We start from the raw sequence: 18,299 nt of genomic DNA, 5'->3' as shown, positions 1-18,299 counted from the left end.
CATTAGCGATTACGATCGGGTCGCTCCCAGATAAGCGTTTTGGATTCCGTCGAGCAGCTTCAAGGCAGTATCGTGTGCGGCAACCTTGCCCGCTTCTAAAACATACCCTCGATGGGAAATTGCCAGGCTTTGTCTCGCATTTTGCTCAACCAACAGCACCGTTGTGCCATTCCGGTTAATTTTCTTAATCGTTTGGAACATGTTTTGCACGATCACAGGAGCCAATCCCAGCGAAGGCTCATCGAGCATCAACAGTTTGGGCTTTGCCATTAACCCTCTTCCGATCGCGCACATTTGCTGCTGACCGCCGGAAAGTGACCATCCAAGTCGATCCATCAATGGAATTAGATCTGGAAATACCTCCAAAACTTCCTCCATGTCTTTGTTGACTTGGCTCATAGGAATTTTCCTGCCGGTTGCTCCCAAAACCAGGTTCTCTCTTACAGTGAGTCCCGGGAAAATTTTTCTTCCCTCCGGTACATGAATAAGTCCCTGGCGAACAATCTCTTCCGGCGAGACATGATCGATCCTTTTGCCCATGAATTCGATCGTCCCTGTTTTCGGCCGAATCAATCCGGAAATGGTTTTGAGCGTTGTGGATTTGCCAGCTCCGTTCATTCCCAGCAGAGCCACAATTTCCCCTTCTTTTACTTCAAGGGAGATTTTTCTCAAAGCGACAATTTTACCATACCTTGTTTCGACCCCGTTAAGCCTCAGCACGTACAAATTCCTCCCCGAGGTAGGCTTTAATCACTTCCGGATCACTTAATACTTGCCCGACAGATCCTTCACTGATTTTTTTACCGAAATCCAGAACCGTAACATAATCCGCGACTTGTGTAACCAAATGCATGTCATGTTCAATCAGCAGTATGGTGATACCGAGTTCGTTCATTCGTTTCAGCAGCTTGACCAGTTCTTGCGTTTCTTCCGGATTCATACCCGCAGCCGGCTCATCCAAAAAAAGCAATTCGGGCTCTGTGGCAAGCGCTCTGGCAATTTCCACCATCCTCTGTTGGCCGTAGGAAAGATTCTTTACTTTCTCAAAATAGTTTTCAAACCCTACAAAAGCGAGCGCTTCTTCTGCACGGGCTCTAATCTTCCTTTCCTCATCCCGCATTTTGAAATTAAAAATAATATTCAACAGATTTGCTTTTGTCCGTGTATGCTGGCCAATCATGACGTTATCAATGACGGAAAGTTCCGGAAATAAACGAATGTTCTGAAATGTTCTGGCGGCTCCCATTTTTACAATCAAGTGCGGCTTCAGGTTAGTGATTTCCTGGTCGCGGTATTTGATATGCCCGTCGGTTGCGGTGTAAATCCCGCTTAACACGTTAATCACCGTCGTTTTCCCGGATCCGTTCGGACCGATGAGAACGTGAATGTCGCCTTTTTTTACATTAAAATCGACACCGTCCACCGCTTTAACGCCGCCAAAATGTTTCTTCAACCCTTTAACTTCGAAGATCACTTTGTCCTCTTTGATTTTCGCTAAGGCATCTTCCCGTTCCAGGTAGGCGAGTTTTTTCCCCTCAACAAACTTAATCGCTGCAAGCTTTTCTTGATTGTTGATTTTCTTTTTAAATGCCAAATGATAAAGATCGCTGACGATTCCCCAGATTCCGTTTGGAACAAAAATCAGGAACACGATAATCAAACCGCCGTATATGGCCAAATAATATTCTTTGAACGACCGCAGCCATTCCGGCAGCCACGTTAACACAACCGTTCCCACAAGCGTACCGATTATGGAATCCGAGCCGCCGGTAATCAACATCGCAAAAAAACTGACTGATTGATCAAAGCTAAAGACGTCCGGGCTGATATATCCGGTACTTGATGCATACAGGAAACCGCCAATGCCGCCTAAAGTGGAGCATACCGAAAACGCCAGCATTTTTGTTTTAAACAGGTCAATACCGGCGGCGGATGCGGCCAATTCATCTTCGCGCAAAGCGAGCAATGCCCGGCCCAATCTTGATTTTCTCAAACGGTAAACAAATAGAATGCAAAGGAATAAAAGAACCAAGCAGAACCAGTAGAAATAGGTTGCATTTTCAATCCCGAACGGACGTGGAATTTTGCTTAATCCATCGGCACCTCCAGTAATGCTTTTCGAGTTATGAAGGACAAGTTGGATGATGATTTGAAATCCGATCGTAACAAGCGCCAAGTAGTGAGTAACGAGACGCAGAGAGATGGCGCCAAGGAACAATCCCGTTACAATCGGAATGAGTAGGGCTAAGATCACTCCGATCCCATAAGGCAATCCGAACAGTACGGTCGAGGATGCAAGCGAATACGCCCCCAGACCAAAAAACGCCGCTTGGGCAAGCGAAATTTGTCCCGCATATCCCATACCTACCGTTAGTCCGAGCGTAGCAAAGCAATACACGGTTGTTCGCAAAACCTCTGTCATATAGTAGTTGCCTAAGCGGCCTCCTGGAAGTAGAAACGGTATGCAAAAGGCGACAACAACAAATAGCAGGCCACCGATTAGAAATAGAGGTTGAGTGGGTTTCACGCTTTTCAATTCATTTTGATTGTAATGATTTTTTATAAGAGTATTGGTTTGCATAGTAACACTCCCTAGAGTTGAAATTCATCGGGGGATTATGCTTTTGTTCCGACTTTTTCTCCAAATATTCCATATGGCCTAAAGATCAGGAACAGAATTAAGAACAAAAACGCAAAACCGTCTTTATAAGGACCTGAAATATAAGCGGCAGCATAGGTTTCCGCAATGCCAATCATCAAGCCGCCGATGATCGCGCCTTTGACGTCGCCTAAACCACCAACGATGGCTGCCGCAAAAGCTTTTAATCCAATGATGGATCCCATTGTATGGCTTACCATAAAAATAGGTGCGACAAGAATGCCGGCCGCCCCGCCCAGTGCAGCGCTATAAATAAATGTCAGCGCTTGCATATAGGAAACCTTTATACCCATTAATTTTGCGGTATTTGGATCCTGTGCAGTGGCTTGCATCATTTTGCCCAGCCGCGTTTTTTCAAATAAAAAGTACTGAAGAATCAGCAGAATAACGGCACAGCAAAGGATTGAAAGATATTGGACGGAAATCACGATTTCCCCCACATTGATCGTATCCGTTTGAAAGAGGGGCGGCAGTTTTAGCGGAACTGCACCATAAATCAGCAGGAAGATATTCTGGAGAATCATTGAAGCTCCGAGTGTGCTGATCATAACAGCCAAAAACGCCTTATTCCGTTTTGCAAAAGGGCGGTATACGGTAAGCTCAAATAAATAGCCGATCACGCCGGCGATGATCGTCCCGACAATAAGGCCGACCCAAATCGGCATATGAAGACTTACAATCAGTGTAAACGCAACAAAAGCTCCCATCATGGTAAACTCGCCTTGCGCGAAGTTGACCACATTCACGGATACGTAAATTAAAACAAATCCCAGCGCCACAAGCGCATAAATGCTTCCTATCGCCATTCCGCTGACCAGGAGCTGCAGGGGCATATTGATAAGATCCATAAACTTCCCCTTCCTCGTGTATTGGTTGAATTCGGCGGTATCGAACGCCCGCCGAATTCAACATTTGGTTTACTGTTTCACTGTAACAATTTGGCCTTTATCGACTTTTACAATCGAATACGCGTGCAAACCGTCACCGTTTTGATCAAAGTTGTATTCGCCTTCGACCCCTTTGTATCCCTTAATGCCCAGGATTCCTTCACGGATTTGATCAGGGGAAGTGCCTTTTTCCGCCATAACTTTGGCTAAAATTTTTATCGAATCATACACCCAACCCGAGTACAAATCCGGAATATCCGTATATTTCTTCGAGAACTCTGCAACAAACTTTTTCGTTTCCTCACTTTGGTCAAGAGCGAAATCGTTCACTCCATAAATGCCGTCCAGTTTGTCGCCCGCCAATTTGATCGTCGTCGTCTGGGCTGCTGATGCGGAACCGACGAATTCAGCATTGACGCCAAGCTGTCTCATCTGAGTAACCAGCTGGGCAACATCCGCCGAAAGAGTCATATAGCCGTTGATTACTTCTGCACCTGATTTGCGGATGTTTTCAAGGACCGGAGTAAAGTCTTTGGTATTGGCCGTATACCCTTCAACCGCTACCGGGGTAATACCCTTTTTCTTGTATTCCGCAAGCAGCATGTCTTTGCCGCTGGTGCCGAAAGCGTCGGTGTCATAAACAATAGCGATTTTATTTTTGCCTAATTTGTCTGTTGAGAAATCTACGATGGTTTTGGCGGAATAGAGGTCACTGGGTCGGAAGCGGAAGAACCATTTGTTTTTCAATTCGGTTGTTAAAGCGGGACTGGTTCCGCCGATCATGACCGGAACGCCTGTTTTCTGTGCGATCTCATTGATCGACAGCGACATCGTACTCGTAATCGGACCGATAACCGCTACAATATTCGGATCGGAGATCAGTTTTTGGAATGCGGATACCATACCGTCATTTGTCCCGCGATCATCTTCGACCACCAACTCGAGCTTTTTCCCTTTAACGCCGCCAGCAGCGTTAATCTCATCGAGCGCGATTTGAGCTCCTTTTTTCTTAAACTCGCCAGTCAGCGCAGATTTACCTGTCAGGTCGGCTGACATACCGATTTTAATCACTCCGCCCTTATCTCCGTCTGCGTTGCCACCCGTGCTGCTGCTCCCACAAGCAGATAGAATGACCATGCTTGCGGTTACACACATTGCGAACATGGCGCGAATCGACTTTTTCATGTTTACACCCCTTTTTTGTCGATTTAGTAGATTTTTCATCTCATACAATTCTTGTACACTGCTTTTTCGCTTTCAAATTCCCCCCTATCAACAGCAAGCGCTTTCATAGCGATTATTGATTATCGATTAACGATATAATCAGTTTATTTTACCTCTTCACTATTTGTCAATTCATTTTTCTGTTTATATGTACTATTAAAAAATTATAAAATATTCAGTTAAAAAAATATGTCGAAAGATCACACCTGCCTATCTTTCTTAATGCATGTTTATAAGCAGATTTGACAAACAACCATTACTTCCCTCTCTTTATCGATAACTGCTTATAACAAAAAGGGACGTCCCGAGCCTATTCGGTCCATCCCATAACACCGGTTATCCCACACCATAATATACGTTATGTGAATCAACAGAAAATCCAGAGGTCGCGTTATATGCATTTAAAGGCACTGTACACGGTACAGTCCGTAACCAGGCAAAGAGATCATTGGTTTTGAATCAGCCATTAAGCCGTGCGAAGGTTTCTGAAAAGCGATATGAGCCAACCGGCGGGTCAAATCGGCCACATTCATTGATTCCATATCGTTCAGACTAAAAAATCCTGCCTCATCGACCTCATCTTTATCCGGTTGAGGCTGTCCTTCCAGATACTCCATCAGAAAAACGATGTATACATTGTGTACATCACGCGGCAGATCCCCAAGAGCTATAATTCCATTCACCCTGGAAGAGATTCCTGTTTCCTCCAATACTTCCCGCACAATGCTTTTCTCAATCGGTTCATACTGTTCGATATAACCGCCCGGATTCGTCCATAACCCTTTTCCTGGATCCTGGCAGCGCCGAACAAGCAGGATCTTTTCATCCTTCATTATGAGTGCACCGACGCCAATGCTGTAATTTCCCCAAAATACAAAGCTGCAGCTGGGACACGCTTTCCGGTTCTCCCCTCCTATGCTGCGGATTTCCAAACGCTGGCCACAAGACAAACAATAATGAGCTTCCACGTTATATTCCGGTCTCCTCTTCGCTTATTTAAAATTTGGCTTTCTTTTCTCTGCCATAGACAGTATGCCCTCATGAAAATCGGGAAGTTCTGTGACTATTCCCATTGCTGAGGAAATCATGTCCAATGACGAACGCAGATCCATCGTTAAGCTCTGGTAAACGGCTCTTTTCATAAACCGTATCGCTTGTTGAGGGCCGTTTGCCAATCTTTCTGCATAGCTCTCAACAAAATCGGTCAACTCTTCATCAGAAACTACATGTGTAACCAAGCCAATTTCCTTTGCTTCCTCGGCAGTAAGAATATCACCTCTCCATAACATTTCCAAAGCCTTGTCAATTCCTACAATTCGCGGCAGAAAGTATGCTCCGCCATCTCCAGGGACTATACCGACTTTCACATATCCTTCTCCTAACTTGGCACTTTGTGCGGCAATACGAATATCACACATCAATGCCATATCTAAACCTGCCCCTACCGCAAATCCGTTAATAGAGGCAATTACAGGTTTATCAATTTCTTGCATTAACAGAGGAATCCTCTGCACTTTCTTCCATAGCACATTTTTCCTTGCCAATGCGGTTGAGGTAAAGTCCTCCTTCTCATCCGAATCGTCGTACAGGAATCCGCCTCCGTTGATCAGGGATTTAATATCTCCGCCAGTACAAAATGCTTTGCCGCTGCCGGTAAGGATCACTACTCTTATTTCTTCCGAGTCACGAATGGTTTCCAATGCTTCCATCCAGGAAAGAATCATTTCCTTGCTAAATGCATTCAAGCTATCGGGTCGATTCATAGTAATCCTTGCAATTCCATTCTCTACCGAAAATAACAAGTCGCCCATTTTCCATTCTCCTTATTTTTAAAAATTTGATTCTTTCACAGAAAACTGAACCATTTGATGCAATACCCGTACGGCACGCTCTGCTGTAGGATATAAAGGAATTTGCGCTTGTTTCAGCATCATCATCCCTTGTTTGGCCAGAGATTCGGCTATCGACCAAGCCAGAATGATCGGTTTTTCCGCCCGTTGGAAGATTTCAATAATGTCAGCCGCCACCTGGGAAGCGATAGGTTCACCTACTGTCGTTAACATAAGAATGATCGAATCAATGTTATGATCGTCCAAAAATACGAGTAATGTCTCTTTAAATATGTCCGGATTCATAATGATGTTGGCTGTGGTATCCAGAGGATTTTTCACCTGCGCGAAGGATGGCAAAACTTGTTTCAGTTTTTCTTTACTTGTCACATTCAAATCAGGTAAATTCAATCCACATGCGACACAATGATCTGCAAGAATTGTACATGCGCCACCGGATGTGGAAATGATCCCCACGCGGTTCCCTTTTGGTGGTGGTAAGACTGACATAGCTTTCGCCGTGTCAAACATATCTTCTAAGTATAGAACGGAAATGATCCCATATTGGTTAAACAAAGCTTGATAGACTTGGTAATTTCCAGCCAAGGATCCGGTGTGTGACTTAACCGTATTCTGGCCAATGTCTGTTCGTCCGTTTTTATAAACGATAACGGGCTTTCCTATATCTCTGGCTCTTGCAAGCACCTGCTTGAACTTTTCCCCATTTGAAATGCCTTCTAAAAACAAACAAATCACTTTTGTATTCTCATCATTCAATAAATAATCGAGATAATCAGATGAGTCCAAATCCGCTTCGTTTCCCGAACTGATGCAAAACCCTATACCGATTCCTTCTTCCCAGGCTTTGCTCAATAAGCCTCCGCCAACGGCTCCGCTCTGTGTGATAAAGGAAATGGCTCCAACCGGCACATTTTCCATTTCCATCGACATGCTAAAACTTAAAAACAATTGATGATGTGTATTAACAACTCCGATTGAATTCGGTCCGCATAGTCGGATGCCTTTTTCCCGCGCAAAGTCGATCAGTTGTTTTTGCAGTCGTTCCCCATCTTTACCCGTTTCCGAAAATCCCGAAGAACTGATGATGACCGTCTCTATCCCTTTTTCTGCACATTCTTGCAGCACACTGAAAATATGCTGGTTGGGAACAATGAGGAAGGCCAGGTCCACTTTTTCAGGGACTTCCCTGACGCTTGAGTAGGCGGTTAATCCTTGAATGATATCCTCTTTCGGATTAACAGGATAAACGGTTCCTTTGTAAGAGTGATTCAGAAGGTAAGACAGCAAACGTCCCCCCATTTTCGCCGCATTATTTGAAGCCCCTACAATGGCTATCGACTCTGGGTAGAGTAACTTATGCACTTGATTTCGCGTGTTCTCCACCTTTGCTCCCCCTTTTTTGCTTTACCAAAAGTCCAGCAAAATACGCGCATCCACAGCACATATCCCTTTTTCATATACAAAAATCGGGTTGAGATCGATTTCCTGGATTTCGTTTACTTGAACAGCTAACTCCGCTATTTTGTGAATTACCGCTTTAATCGCATCGATATCCCGCTTCTGTTGTCCCCGGTATCCACGAAGCAATGGATATCCTTTAATTTCTTTGATCATGGTTCCCACATCTTGGTCAGTGAAAGGGTAGACCCTTAAGGAGATATCTTTGATTAACTCAACGAAGATACCACCTAAACCGAACAGGACGGTAGGACCAAAAACCGGATCTCTTTTCATTCCAATGATAATTTCAATGTCCTTGTCAGCCATCGTCTGAACGGACACACCCTGTATACGGGCCATTGGCACGTTTTTTGCCGCACTGTTCATAATTTTGTCATAGGCCTCTATTGACTCTTCAACCGATCCAATTCCTACTACGACACACCCTATATCCGATTTATGCGCGATATCGGGAGAATGAATTTTCATGACAATCGGAAAGCCCAATGAAGATGCCTTCTCCGCCACTTCCTCACGAGTTTTCGCGATCATAATAGGAGGAGTATTAATTCCTAGTTCTGATAAAATCAACTTTGATTCATATTCAGTTAAGAGTTCTCTTTTTTCTTCCCTTGCTTGTTCTATAATGAAACGAATTTTTGTATTACTCATAAGCACCACCTCCGCACCTTGCATGATAGGTTCAGGAATGAACGGTTATAAAGTAATAAATGACCATAGGGATCCAGCACCTGTGTTCATTAATCGCTTCCCTAACTGTTCTGCCCATTCGCTCTCGGTTCCGAATTCATCACGCCAAGACCAGAGACGGCGGGTACTTTGATGTAACACATGTTCATCGGTAAATCCTATCGCACCATGAATTTGGTGGGCAATCGGCGCTGCTATGCTGGCTGCTTGCCCGATTCGGATTTTTGCAACGATAGTTTCAGTCGGATTCACTGCGTCTGTGAACGCTTCAACAGCATAGTCGGCAGCAACCCCCGCCGCTGCCACCTCCCCTGCCAGAATGGCAATTTGCTGTTGGATTGCCTGGAAGCGGTTAAGAGAACGCCCAAACTGCTGGCGTTCATTCGAATAAGCCAGAGCCAGTTCCAAAATCCGTTCCAGTGCTCCCGCCATTAAGACGGATCGGGTTAATGCTCCATAAGATTGTAATTTGTTTTGCACTGCTTCTCCGTCGACCGCGGCATAGGGACAATCTTGCATTTCCACGCCGTTTAATTCGACAATATCGCGTGCTTCACCAGCCAGATTTTTGCCAGGTATAATGATACAATCATCAGGATCAATCACAGCGACCAAAAATTCTTGTTCCGATTGACCCATAACGACTAATTTTTCCGCATATCTCGCCCATGGCACATTCTTCGCTGTTCCGCAGATGGTCATCCCATTTGCATTTCTCCTGACTTCTATCGTTCCATTATTTTCAAACGGCAAAATCGTCAACGGCTGTTCGTAAATCGGCAGCCCTAATTCGGCGAGCAGCCAATTCGCCATATATGTTTCCGCTAATGGAATGGGAGCGGAGTATTTACCGCTAATTCTAAGTATGCTTAAAGCATCGCCATAATCTCCGCCGGTTCCGCCAACCTCTTCGGATACAGCTACGGTAATCATCCCCGCTTCGGCCAGTGTTTTCCACAATTGACCTGCCCAAGCTCCATGTTCGGATTCATTTATCATCTCTTTTGAACAAAAGTCTTTCATTATTTTCGTGACGGAGTCGATAATCATTTTACGCATCTCGTTCATCGCGCAGCTACCCCCTTAGCAACAATGCCGCGTAAAATTTCGGTTGTTCCACCGCGAAGCGTAAAACCAGGTGCATGCAATAACGCTTCGGCCAACCTTTTTTCATATTTTGTCGGGGCATGGACTGCAGAGGGGGCTGTCAACCTAGGGGAAACCAGCAATCGCGCGATCTCTGCGACGTCACGCTCGAATTGTGTTCCCAAATCTTTAACGAGTGCTGCAGCAATGTCAGGTGTTACACCGCGTTGCAGTAAACTGGCAACACCTAAAGACATGTGACGCAATGTGCGCAAACGGGCAGCCAATTGTCCAATTTCAATGTGAATTCGTTTGTCTGTATGGTCTTGGAGAATGTCCACTAATTCGACCAACAATGGAAACGTGCTTAGGAAACGTTCCGGTCCGCTTCGTTCATACGCCAATTCAGCCATTCCCTGTTTCCAGCCGTTACCGACCTCACCCACCAGCATGTCATCCGATATAAATACATCTTCAAAGATTACTTCATTAAAATGATGTTCGCCGTTCATTAAACGTATCGGCCTGATCGTTACACCATTCGCGGACAAATCTACGAGAAGCTGACTCATCCCTTGATGGCGATTCTCCGGATTTTGAGGTGAGGTACGGCATAGTACAATCATGTAGTGAGCATGATGGGCGCCGCTACTCCACAACTTGCTGCCGTTTAAAATCCATCCTTGTTCCACCTTTGTTGCACTCGTTAATACGCCCGCTAAATCGGAACCCGCATTTGGCTCACTCAATCCGATCGCAAAGTAACATTCTCCCTTTGCGATCTTTGGCAAAAAAAATTGCCGCTGCTCTTCCGTTCCGTACCTCAACAATAAAGGTCCCGTCTGGCGGTCCGCAATCCAATGCCCGGCAACCGGGGCGCCCGCTGCCAACAGTTCTTCGGTTACAACGAAGCGTTCGATTGCTGTTCTTTCATGTCCCCCATACTTTTTGGGCCAGGTCATTCCAATCCAGCCACGTTCCCCCAACTTGCGGCTAAATTCCTGCGATAGTTCACCAAGCCATGAATCACACTTTGGCTCGAATGAATCTGCGTTCAGTTCTTCTGAAATAAATTTACGGACTTCCTCCCTCAGCTTTTCGGTTTCTTCCGACAGTTTAACGACCGGCAACTCCAGTAACTTGTGCAATAAGACTCACCTCTGTTTATTTTTTCCGGAAAAGCTCCCATATTCAGGAAACACTATCTTTTACCACTACATCGGCAACATGGATATCCTTTAAAATTTTCTGGATGATCACCTCATCCCAAATTTCGCCAGTTGTTCCTGTTTGTTTGATTTGAAGGGAATCATTTCCGGGATACCTTATGTTTCGATAAATCAGAACTCCATGGCCGCTTTTCTTCAATTCTTCCAACGATCTGCACAAATTGCTCATACCCTTTTTCTCGCTTTTGACAAACAAATCACCCAAGATATTTCCTGCGTACATATATAACGGAATGGGGGACAGCCCTTTTACACTGCCTTCCACGACTACCAAATATTCACTGTCGTCCAACTGATTGATATATATGATGGCGTGTAACATGCCATATCTGGTAGGGAAGGAAAATTGGCCTATGCGTTCAATAAGAGATTCCGTTTTCTTTCGATAATTGTAAAGTTGAGTCATGGATACTGTTTTCAAACCCTCTTCTTTAGCTCGCTTCTTCAGTTCCGCCATGTTCGCTATAGACCCATCCTTACCCAATACCTCACAAAATGTTCCGGACAATGAGGAAGAATCGCAAAATTGCGCCAAATCAACCGCCGCCTCGGCGATTCCTTTCTTATCCAGAAGTCCCCTGCTCTCCGCCACGAGGGGAAACATATGGCCCGGCCGCTTGAAATCCTCGGGTGATGACTCTTCCCTGAGCAAAGCTTGAATGGTTTCCGCACGTTCATAAGCAGATATGCCCGTACTGGTTTTTGTGTAATCTACTGAAACGGTAAATGCTTTTTCACCAGGTTCACCGTAAGGATTTACCATTAAAGGAATATTGAGAAATTTAGCCCGTTCTTTTGTCAAAGCTATACACACCAAGCCTTTAGCTTGTGTGATCATATAATTAATGATTTCCGGTTGTATATGTTCAGATAGGGTATAGAGATAACCCAATGGATGTCCAGGCGTATGATCATCAACCAAGATGACCATCCCCCCTTTTTTCAAAGCTGCCATACTGTCTTCGATCGGATCAAACATACCTCTCCTCCTATCGATTTATGTTTATAGGTAAAAAAGAAAACAAGAGAAGAAGAGCGAACCCTTCTTCTTCCTTGGAAAATGATCATGATCGGTTAGTCGGCCCATTCTCCATTATGAGGAAAGTCTTCAAAATCTTTCGGATCATGTGTGAAATAGACAGGGATGCCAGCCTGTTCGATGGCACGAATTTTCATATAAGAATCGGTCACAGCCTCGTTATTCCAATCGTATGGCATTGGCGCCAAGCTCTGATAGGCTTCTTTCAAATGAGCTGTATCCGCACCCAGACATACCAGTCCGCGATTCTCCAATCTGATCATCATCGCCTGATGTCCGATGGTATGTCCTGGAGTAGAGATCAGTTTAATTGTTCCGTCCTGGAACAAATCTACATCGCCATTTAATTGGATGAATGTGAATCCCCTCGTTTCCTTGTAATCGTTTAAGCAGTAAACCAGTCCCGGCCAGTGATCAGGCCACCAGGCATAGCGAAGTTCATTTTTCTGTACCACGAAAGTGGCATCCGGAAAATGGCACATCCCCCCTGCATGATCCAGGTGCAAATGGGACATGACCACGTATTTTACATCGTCCAGTTTGTATCCCAAGTTAATCAATTGACGGTCAATTGCCCCTTCGCGCGTTAAAGTACAGCCGAAGGCATCACGCATTCCGGGACCCCAGTATTTTTCTGCCGCTTCCGGGTCGGCTACCTGATAGTTCACACCCGTGTCGTAAAGAATTAATCCTTTTTGCGGGTGCTCAATGATATAGACACTTGATGGTACGGTAATCTTTCCAGTAGCCCCAGTCATCAAAACCCCTTTGTCAATATTTAAAGGTCCACAGTCAACTACGGTCACCTTCAACCCTTTTGCCATATTATCATTCCTCCCATTGAAAGAAATTTACAGGATGCCTCGTTCCATGAATTGCTGCTTTAACTTCGCAACATCGTATCCATATTTTTTTAGCTTGCGATAAATGGAACTTCGATTCATATTTAGTTCTTTGGCCGCTTTGGTAACATCCATCTTGGTACGTTCCAATATTTCCAGTATCCATTTCATTTCCGCCTGCTCTACCGGATTCAGATTCTCTGCGTGACCGCCTGCCAGGGGGAAGTCGTGCCGAGCCAGATCTTTCGGTAAATCTTCCGGTGTGATTTGCCCATTGGAAGAGAAGTTTACTGCATATTCCATCACATTTTCCAACTGACGAATGTTTCCATGCCAAGGATACTGAGTTAAAATCTGCTTGGCTTCATCCGTGATCACACATGGTCCAATTCCTTTTCTTTTCGCAAAATGTTTGAAGAAATGTTCACAGAGCAATGGAATATCTTCTCTGCGGTGGCGCAATGGAGGCATTTCGATTTCTATCACATTGATCCGGTAGTAGAGGTCCTGACGAAATCTTCCTGACTTAATCTCTTCCGGAAGATTTTTGTTGGTGGCCGCAATCACTCGGACATTAATCGGAATACAGTGTGTACCACCCAACCGCATAATCTCTTGCTCTTGAATGACGCGTAGAAGATGAACCTGCAGTCCTAACGGCATGTCACCAATCTCGTCCAAAAAGATCGTTCCGTGGTCAGCCATTTCAAATTTACCAATGCTGCCTTTCGGATTGGCGCCTGTGTAAGCGCCTCCTACGTAGCCGAATAATTCACTGGGAAGCAAATTTTGAGGGATGGCTGCACAGTTGATGGCAACAAATGGTTGATTGCATCTGCTGCTCGCCTGATGAATGGCATTTGCAATCAATTCTTTGCCGGTGCCGCTTTCACCCGTAATCAGCACATTGGAATCGCATTGGGCAGCCACTTTGCCCAAACGTATGGTGCGTTGGAAAGCCTCGGATTGTCCAATCAAGCATTCGAATGAATATTTGGCATGGTTACGCTGTTTTACTTTATGGTGGTTCATGCGTGCCGGTTCTTCCAAGAGTGCTAATTGTCCGATCAGACGGCCGTTCCAGAAAATCTTCTTAAATCTGGCTTTATAACGTGAATCAACAAGGATCACTCCTTCTTCCCATTCCTTCTCCCGATCCCTTTCATTGCCTTCCAAACCACGAGAGAGGATGGCGCGGACATCCTCTTTAGGAAAGTCTTCATTCATCCACAACGGATTGCCTTTGGAATCGCTTAAGATAACCAGATGATTCTTCCACTTCATCACACTATTGACGTAAATATTTTGCATCATTTCTCGAGCTTCATAGTAATTTTGAAAGAGAATCCGCTCAATTTCATTGGCTCCCCAAATGGCCATCATCATACTGCGAGGTTGTATAATGTGGTTTTCTGTCGAGAGATTGAGAACCGCCACTACTTCATGCGAGAAGGGATCCCGGATTGGAGCGGCTGAACAGATCCACTGATGGCAACCTTGCGCATAATGTTCTGAGGAAAACAGTTGCACCGGTTGCTTTAAAACAATAGATGTGCCAATTGCGTTGGTTCCCGCCCAACGCTCTCCCCAATGCGAACCGGTTGCAGCATTGACCGTATTTCCGATTTTTTGCAGAGTGCACGGATCACCCTGCGCATCCAAAATCACGCCTTCTTGGTCTGCGAACAGAACGACATGGTGGGTATTGGATAGTTCATGGTCCAATTTCTTTATAATCGGTTTTGCCAAAGATAATACTTCGTTGGATTTTTGCAAATCGATCAATCGATGTTCCGACAAATTTTTCGTAGAACCTTGGATCAGCGGGTTCAACCGATAGTCTTTGCAACGTTCCCAAGATTGTAAAACCAAATCACGTATAATAGAATCTTTGGAGGAAAGATGTCCATCTTTCTGTTCTTCAAACAGCTGTTTCCTCCAAATTTCAAACAATTTGTCTCGAATCGACACAACATCGGCTTCATTTACTTGTTTGTAAATTGAAACAGGAATGATGGACATGATTTTCCCTCCCACTGTTACATCGATTTTATTATACGTTTTATTCAGTATATTAATTCGATATAAACAGTTCTGAATATCGTTTCAGAAGAGTGTTAATAGGGAAACATTTCCTTTAGAATAATCGTGACCCGTACAGGCGTATACTGTAAACTGCTCTCCCCAGTTTGTTCGAATTTTGCTTCTCCCTTCATTTTACACCCGTGGTATGGATCCGTATCAGACAATAGATTCACAATTACTTTTGGACTCTGCATCATTAGTTGAACGGTGCGACTGTTCGCGTTATCCGTGTATAGCAAGGCATTCTCCCCATTCATTTCTACGTGGCGCACCGATATATTGGGATACCCGTCCTCTCCCATACAGGAGACATATACGTTGCCATTACTCTTGCGAAGCCATTCCATCATCTGGTCGCTGGTTATCCCCTGATTGTTGATCATCATTAGTCCACCCAGTTTGGCATCACTTGACTTGCAAACATCTCAATATGACGCATCATGTCCTCATGAGGAACTAAGCCAGGATATTGCCACATCAGCAAGTATTCGGGGTTATGATTCTTTACCAACTTTTCAATCATAAAATTCACGCTATCAGGTGTTCCAACATATTCGAAACCGCGATCATAGAGTGTATTGAAGTCCCCACCGATTTGACCCTTTTCTCCATCTCTACGAAGCGCTTCACCAAATCCCAGAGGATGGAACCAATTCTCCCACACCCATCCGTTTCCACCTGCTGCCAATCGCTTCCCTTCTTCATCGGTTTTGGCTACAAGAACATCCCGGAAAACACCCACACTCTCGCCCAGAGCAAGCTCACGTCCCACCTTGCTTGCTTCTTCCTGATAAGCACGTAGCAGATTGCTGATAGATGTATCATCTGTATTCAGCATAAATGGCACAATGTGTTCCCGTGCGCAGAATCGGAAAGTCTCCTCACTGAATGAAAATGGCTGCCAAACCGGTACATGCGGTTTCTGATAGCAACGCGGCGCAATTCCGATTTCGCTGATCTGATTGTCATCGCCCAATCCTTTGCCAAATGCGCGAACCGCTTCCATCGGGAATTGCAGATTCTCAGGCGGAATGTTCCAAAAGTCTCCCTTATAGGTGAATGTTTCCGAAGTCCAAGCTTTTTTCATGATTTGATAGTGTTCATTAAACAACGCTCTGTTTTTCGCGTCCGTTTCCGACTTGTCCGAGTACGTGGCCCCTACACCGTAAACTTGACCCAATATATCGGCCCAACGTTTCTGATAGCCGCGGGCGATTCCGGCTATCGCCCTTCCTTTGGTCATTTGGTCCAGCATGGCGATATCTTCAGCCAAACGAATTGGATTATGGAAAGGAAGAACATTGGCCAATTGGGCAAGTTTAATATTTTTGGTCTGCATTCCTAGGTACAGGCTCAGAAGAATCGGATTGTTGGACGTTTCAAACCCTTCAATATGAAAATGGTGTTCTGTAAAAGCACACGCATAATACCCCAATTGGTCGGCCGCTTTGACCTGTTCAGTTATTTGGTACAGCATACTTTGGTAAGCCTGTGTATTCTGACCAGGCAGCATCCTCGACTCAATCTGTTTTTTCGTTCCTACAGTCGGCAAATAGAATAATACAAATTTCAAATGGAACACCTCCTGATTTTTTCGAAACTTTGACGGTAAACGAACGCCCAAGATGTAATCACCCGTTCAGCTCCCTTCTTTTTTGGACTTTGGGCGATTTGACATTTTATATAAGCAAAACGGATGCCAACATCATCCTTTGAAAAAATGGCATTTTCCCCTATTTTCCACCTATGTCTCCAATAAAGGGGATTGCAGGCTGGAGACAGATTTCAGTTACCGCGCCTTTATTTACGGCTTGTTCTCCCCGTTGGCGCATGACTTTTCAGTCCTGTTGCGTTATTGCGACAATTTCTGATTTCTGCAACATTCTCTTGTTGTTATAACTCCCCTGGAAACCCGTCTGGCATATATTGAGCATTGCCGCAGTACAGTGTTCCTTTTCAGAATGAATGGAGTGGAGACGCCATGTTGAAGTAAATATTTTGATGCAAACAATAACAAAGGAAGCTCCAAACGAGCTTCCTAGGGATTTTTACGTGGAAATCTATGCTGTCCAGGCATTTTCTGACAGCTCTGGGCGCTATCGATTGACAATTTGCGATACAATTTCGTAGGAGCGCAGCCGTGCCTGATGGTCAAAAATCTGGGCATTGACCATGATCTCGTCCGCCTGGGTGTCATCCAGGAACGACTGCAGTTGTTCCTCTACGGCCTTGGGGCCGCCGACAAATGTATAGCGCAACTGCTGTTTGACAGCAGCCTTCTCGTAATCGGTCCACAGTTCGTCCATGTTTTCCACCGGAGGATGTAACTGACCGGGGAGACCACGCACCAGATTCAGGAACTGTTGTTGCATCGAGGTAGCCAGCCAGCTGGCTGTTTCATCGCTATCGGCTGCAATGACGTTTACACACACCATTGCGTAAGGCGCATCAAGCACTTCCGAAGGTTGGAAACTGCTGCGGTACAGTTTCAAGGCTGGAAGTGTATGATTCGGAGAGAAATGACTCGCAAACGCAAATGGAAGCCCCAGTTCGCCAGCCAACTGTGCGCTAAAACCACTCGAACCCAACAGCCAAATTGGAATGTTCAGTCCTTCACCAGGAATCGCCCGTACAGGCAAGGTACGCGGATCCACAGGCGGATTTAAATAGGATCGCAATTCATCTACCTGTTCCGGGAAGTTCTCGCCATTGCTTCCCAAATCCCGGCGCAGAGCATGGGCGGTCACCTGATCGGTACCCGGTGCGCGGCCCAGTCCAAGATCAATACGTCCCGGATATAAAGATTCCAAAGTACCGAACTGTTCGGCAATCACCAAGGGAGCATGATTGGGCAGCATGATCCCGCCTGAGCCTACACGAATAGTGGAAGTGCCTCCTGCTATGTATCCAATTACGACCGATGTAGCCGAACTTGCAATGCCGGTCATATTATGATGCTCAGCCAGCCAGTAGCGGTGGAAGCCCCATTTCTCGGCGTGCTGGGCGAGATCCAGACTGTTGCGGAAAGAGTCAGCAGGTGTGCCACCGACCACGATCGGAGAAAGATCCAGAACTGAGAAGCGGATATCGCTCAGCCGCTTTTTATTTTTATGTACAGAATTTGTTTCGGACATATTTTTTCCCCCTTCTGTCGTACGAACTGAAAATGGACAGGTATATGTATAAGGATATACCTACCAAGATTGTATTTGCAAAATAAGTGAGTGCAAGGTGATTCTCTTCTTAA

16 protein-coding genes are annotated in these 18,299 nt (G+C 45.2%); all 16 read right to left on the bottom strand.

Annotated elements, in window-relative coordinates; translation table 11 throughout:
• Window positions 1-9: 9 nt before the first annotated feature.
• Entirely contained in the window at window positions 10-720 is a 711-nt protein-coding gene (locus skT53_RS03090; RefSeq protein ID WP_200759720.1) for an ABC transporter ATP-binding protein, read from the bottom strand.
• Window positions 707-2,581 (bottom strand): branched-chain amino acid ABC transporter ATP-binding protein/permease, encoded by a 1,875-nt coding sequence (locus skT53_RS03085; RefSeq protein ID WP_200759719.1) that lies wholly within the window; start codon window positions 2,579-2,581, stop codon window positions 707-709. Before skT53_RS03085 ends, skT53_RS03090 begins: the two co-directional genes overlap by 14 nt.
• A gap of 35 nt (window positions 2,582-2,616) precedes the next feature.
• The gene (locus tag skT53_RS03080; RefSeq protein WP_200759718.1) at window positions 2,617-3,507 is read right to left on the bottom strand and encodes a branched-chain amino acid ABC transporter permease; all 891 of its coding nucleotides are present in this window, start codon (window positions 3,505-3,507) and stop codon (window positions 2,617-2,619) included.
• A 69-nt stretch (window positions 3,508-3,576) separates the two neighbouring features.
• Window positions 3,577-4,731, bottom strand: a complete 1,155-nt coding sequence (locus tag skT53_RS03075; RefSeq protein ID WP_200759717.1) for an ABC transporter substrate-binding protein — start codon at window positions 4,729-4,731, stop codon at window positions 3,577-3,579.
• Between the two features lie 440 nt (window positions 4,732-5,171).
• Complete coding sequence (locus tag skT53_RS03070) at window positions 5,172-5,738, bottom strand: NUDIX domain-containing protein (protein WP_200759716.1); 567 nt, start codon at window positions 5,736-5,738, stop codon at window positions 5,172-5,174.
• A 24-nt stretch (window positions 5,739-5,762) separates the two neighbouring features.
• Window positions 5,763-6,581, bottom strand: coding sequence for an enoyl-CoA hydratase/isomerase family protein (locus tag skT53_RS03065; RefSeq protein WP_200759715.1), 819 nt, complete (start codon window positions 6,579-6,581; stop codon window positions 5,763-5,765).
• An 18-nt stretch (window positions 6,582-6,599) separates the two neighbouring features.
• Window positions 6,600-8,003: an acetate--CoA ligase family protein gene (locus skT53_RS03060; RefSeq protein WP_200759714.1), complete on the bottom strand. Its 1,404-nt coding sequence runs from the start codon at window positions 8,001-8,003 to the stop codon at window positions 6,600-6,602.
• 21 nt (window positions 8,004-8,024) lie between these two features.
• Complete coding sequence (locus skT53_RS03055; protein ID WP_200759713.1) at window positions 8,025-8,732, bottom strand: acetate--CoA ligase family protein; 708 nt, start codon at window positions 8,730-8,732, stop codon at window positions 8,025-8,027.
• 45 nt (window positions 8,733-8,777) lie between these two features.
• Window positions 8,778-9,839, bottom strand: a complete 1,062-nt coding sequence (locus skT53_RS03050; RefSeq protein ID WP_200759712.1) for an acyl-CoA dehydrogenase family protein — start codon at window positions 9,837-9,839, stop codon at window positions 8,778-8,780.
• The gene (locus tag skT53_RS03045) at window positions 9,836-11,005 is read right to left on the bottom strand and encodes an acyl-CoA dehydrogenase family protein (RefSeq protein ID WP_226375317.1); all 1,170 of its coding nucleotides are present in this window, start codon (window positions 11,003-11,005) and stop codon (window positions 9,836-9,838) included. Before skT53_RS03045 ends, skT53_RS03050 begins: the two co-directional genes overlap by 4 nt.
• A 43-nt stretch (window positions 11,006-11,048) precedes the next feature.
• Entirely contained in the window at window positions 11,049-12,065 is a 1,017-nt protein-coding gene (locus tag skT53_RS03040) for a 3,4-dihydroxy-2-butanone-4-phosphate synthase (RefSeq protein ID WP_200759711.1), read from the bottom strand.
• Between the two features lie 95 nt (window positions 12,066-12,160).
• The gene (locus tag skT53_RS03035; RefSeq protein WP_200759710.1) at window positions 12,161-12,949 is read right to left on the bottom strand and encodes an N-acyl homoserine lactonase family protein; all 789 of its coding nucleotides are present in this window, start codon (window positions 12,947-12,949) and stop codon (window positions 12,161-12,163) included.
• A gap of 27 nt (window positions 12,950-12,976) precedes the next feature.
• Window positions 12,977-14,989 carry a sigma-54-dependent Fis family transcriptional regulator gene (locus skT53_RS03030; RefSeq protein WP_200759709.1) on the bottom strand — a complete coding sequence of 671 codons (2,013 nt, stop codon included), beginning with the start codon at window positions 14,987-14,989 and terminating at the stop codon, window positions 12,977-12,979.
• A gap of 95 nt (window positions 14,990-15,084) precedes the next feature.
• Window positions 15,085-15,435 carry a pyridoxamine 5'-phosphate oxidase family protein gene (locus skT53_RS03025; protein WP_200759708.1) on the bottom strand — a complete coding sequence of 117 codons (351 nt, stop codon included), beginning with the start codon at window positions 15,433-15,435 and terminating at the stop codon, window positions 15,085-15,087.
• A 2-nt stretch (window positions 15,436-15,437) separates the two neighbouring features.
• On the bottom strand, window positions 15,438-16,634 hold the full coding sequence (locus skT53_RS03020) for an LLM class flavin-dependent oxidoreductase (RefSeq protein ID WP_226375409.1): 1,197 nt from the start codon (window positions 16,632-16,634) through the stop codon (window positions 15,438-15,440).
• 514 nt (window positions 16,635-17,148) lie between these two features.
• On the bottom strand, window positions 17,149-18,186 hold the full coding sequence (locus skT53_RS03015; protein ID WP_200759706.1) for an LLM class flavin-dependent oxidoreductase: 1,038 nt from the start codon (window positions 18,184-18,186) through the stop codon (window positions 17,149-17,151).
• Between the last annotated feature and the right edge of the window lie 113 nt (window positions 18,187-18,299).

Origin of the sequence: Effusibacillus dendaii, from assembly GCF_015097055.1 — a bacterium.
GTDB classification, from domain to species: domain Bacteria; phylum Bacillota; class Bacilli; order Tumebacillales; family Effusibacillaceae; genus Effusibacillus; species Effusibacillus dendaii.
Note: the sequence above shows the minus strand (reverse complement) of the source record. Positions and strands in the feature narration are given on the sequence as shown.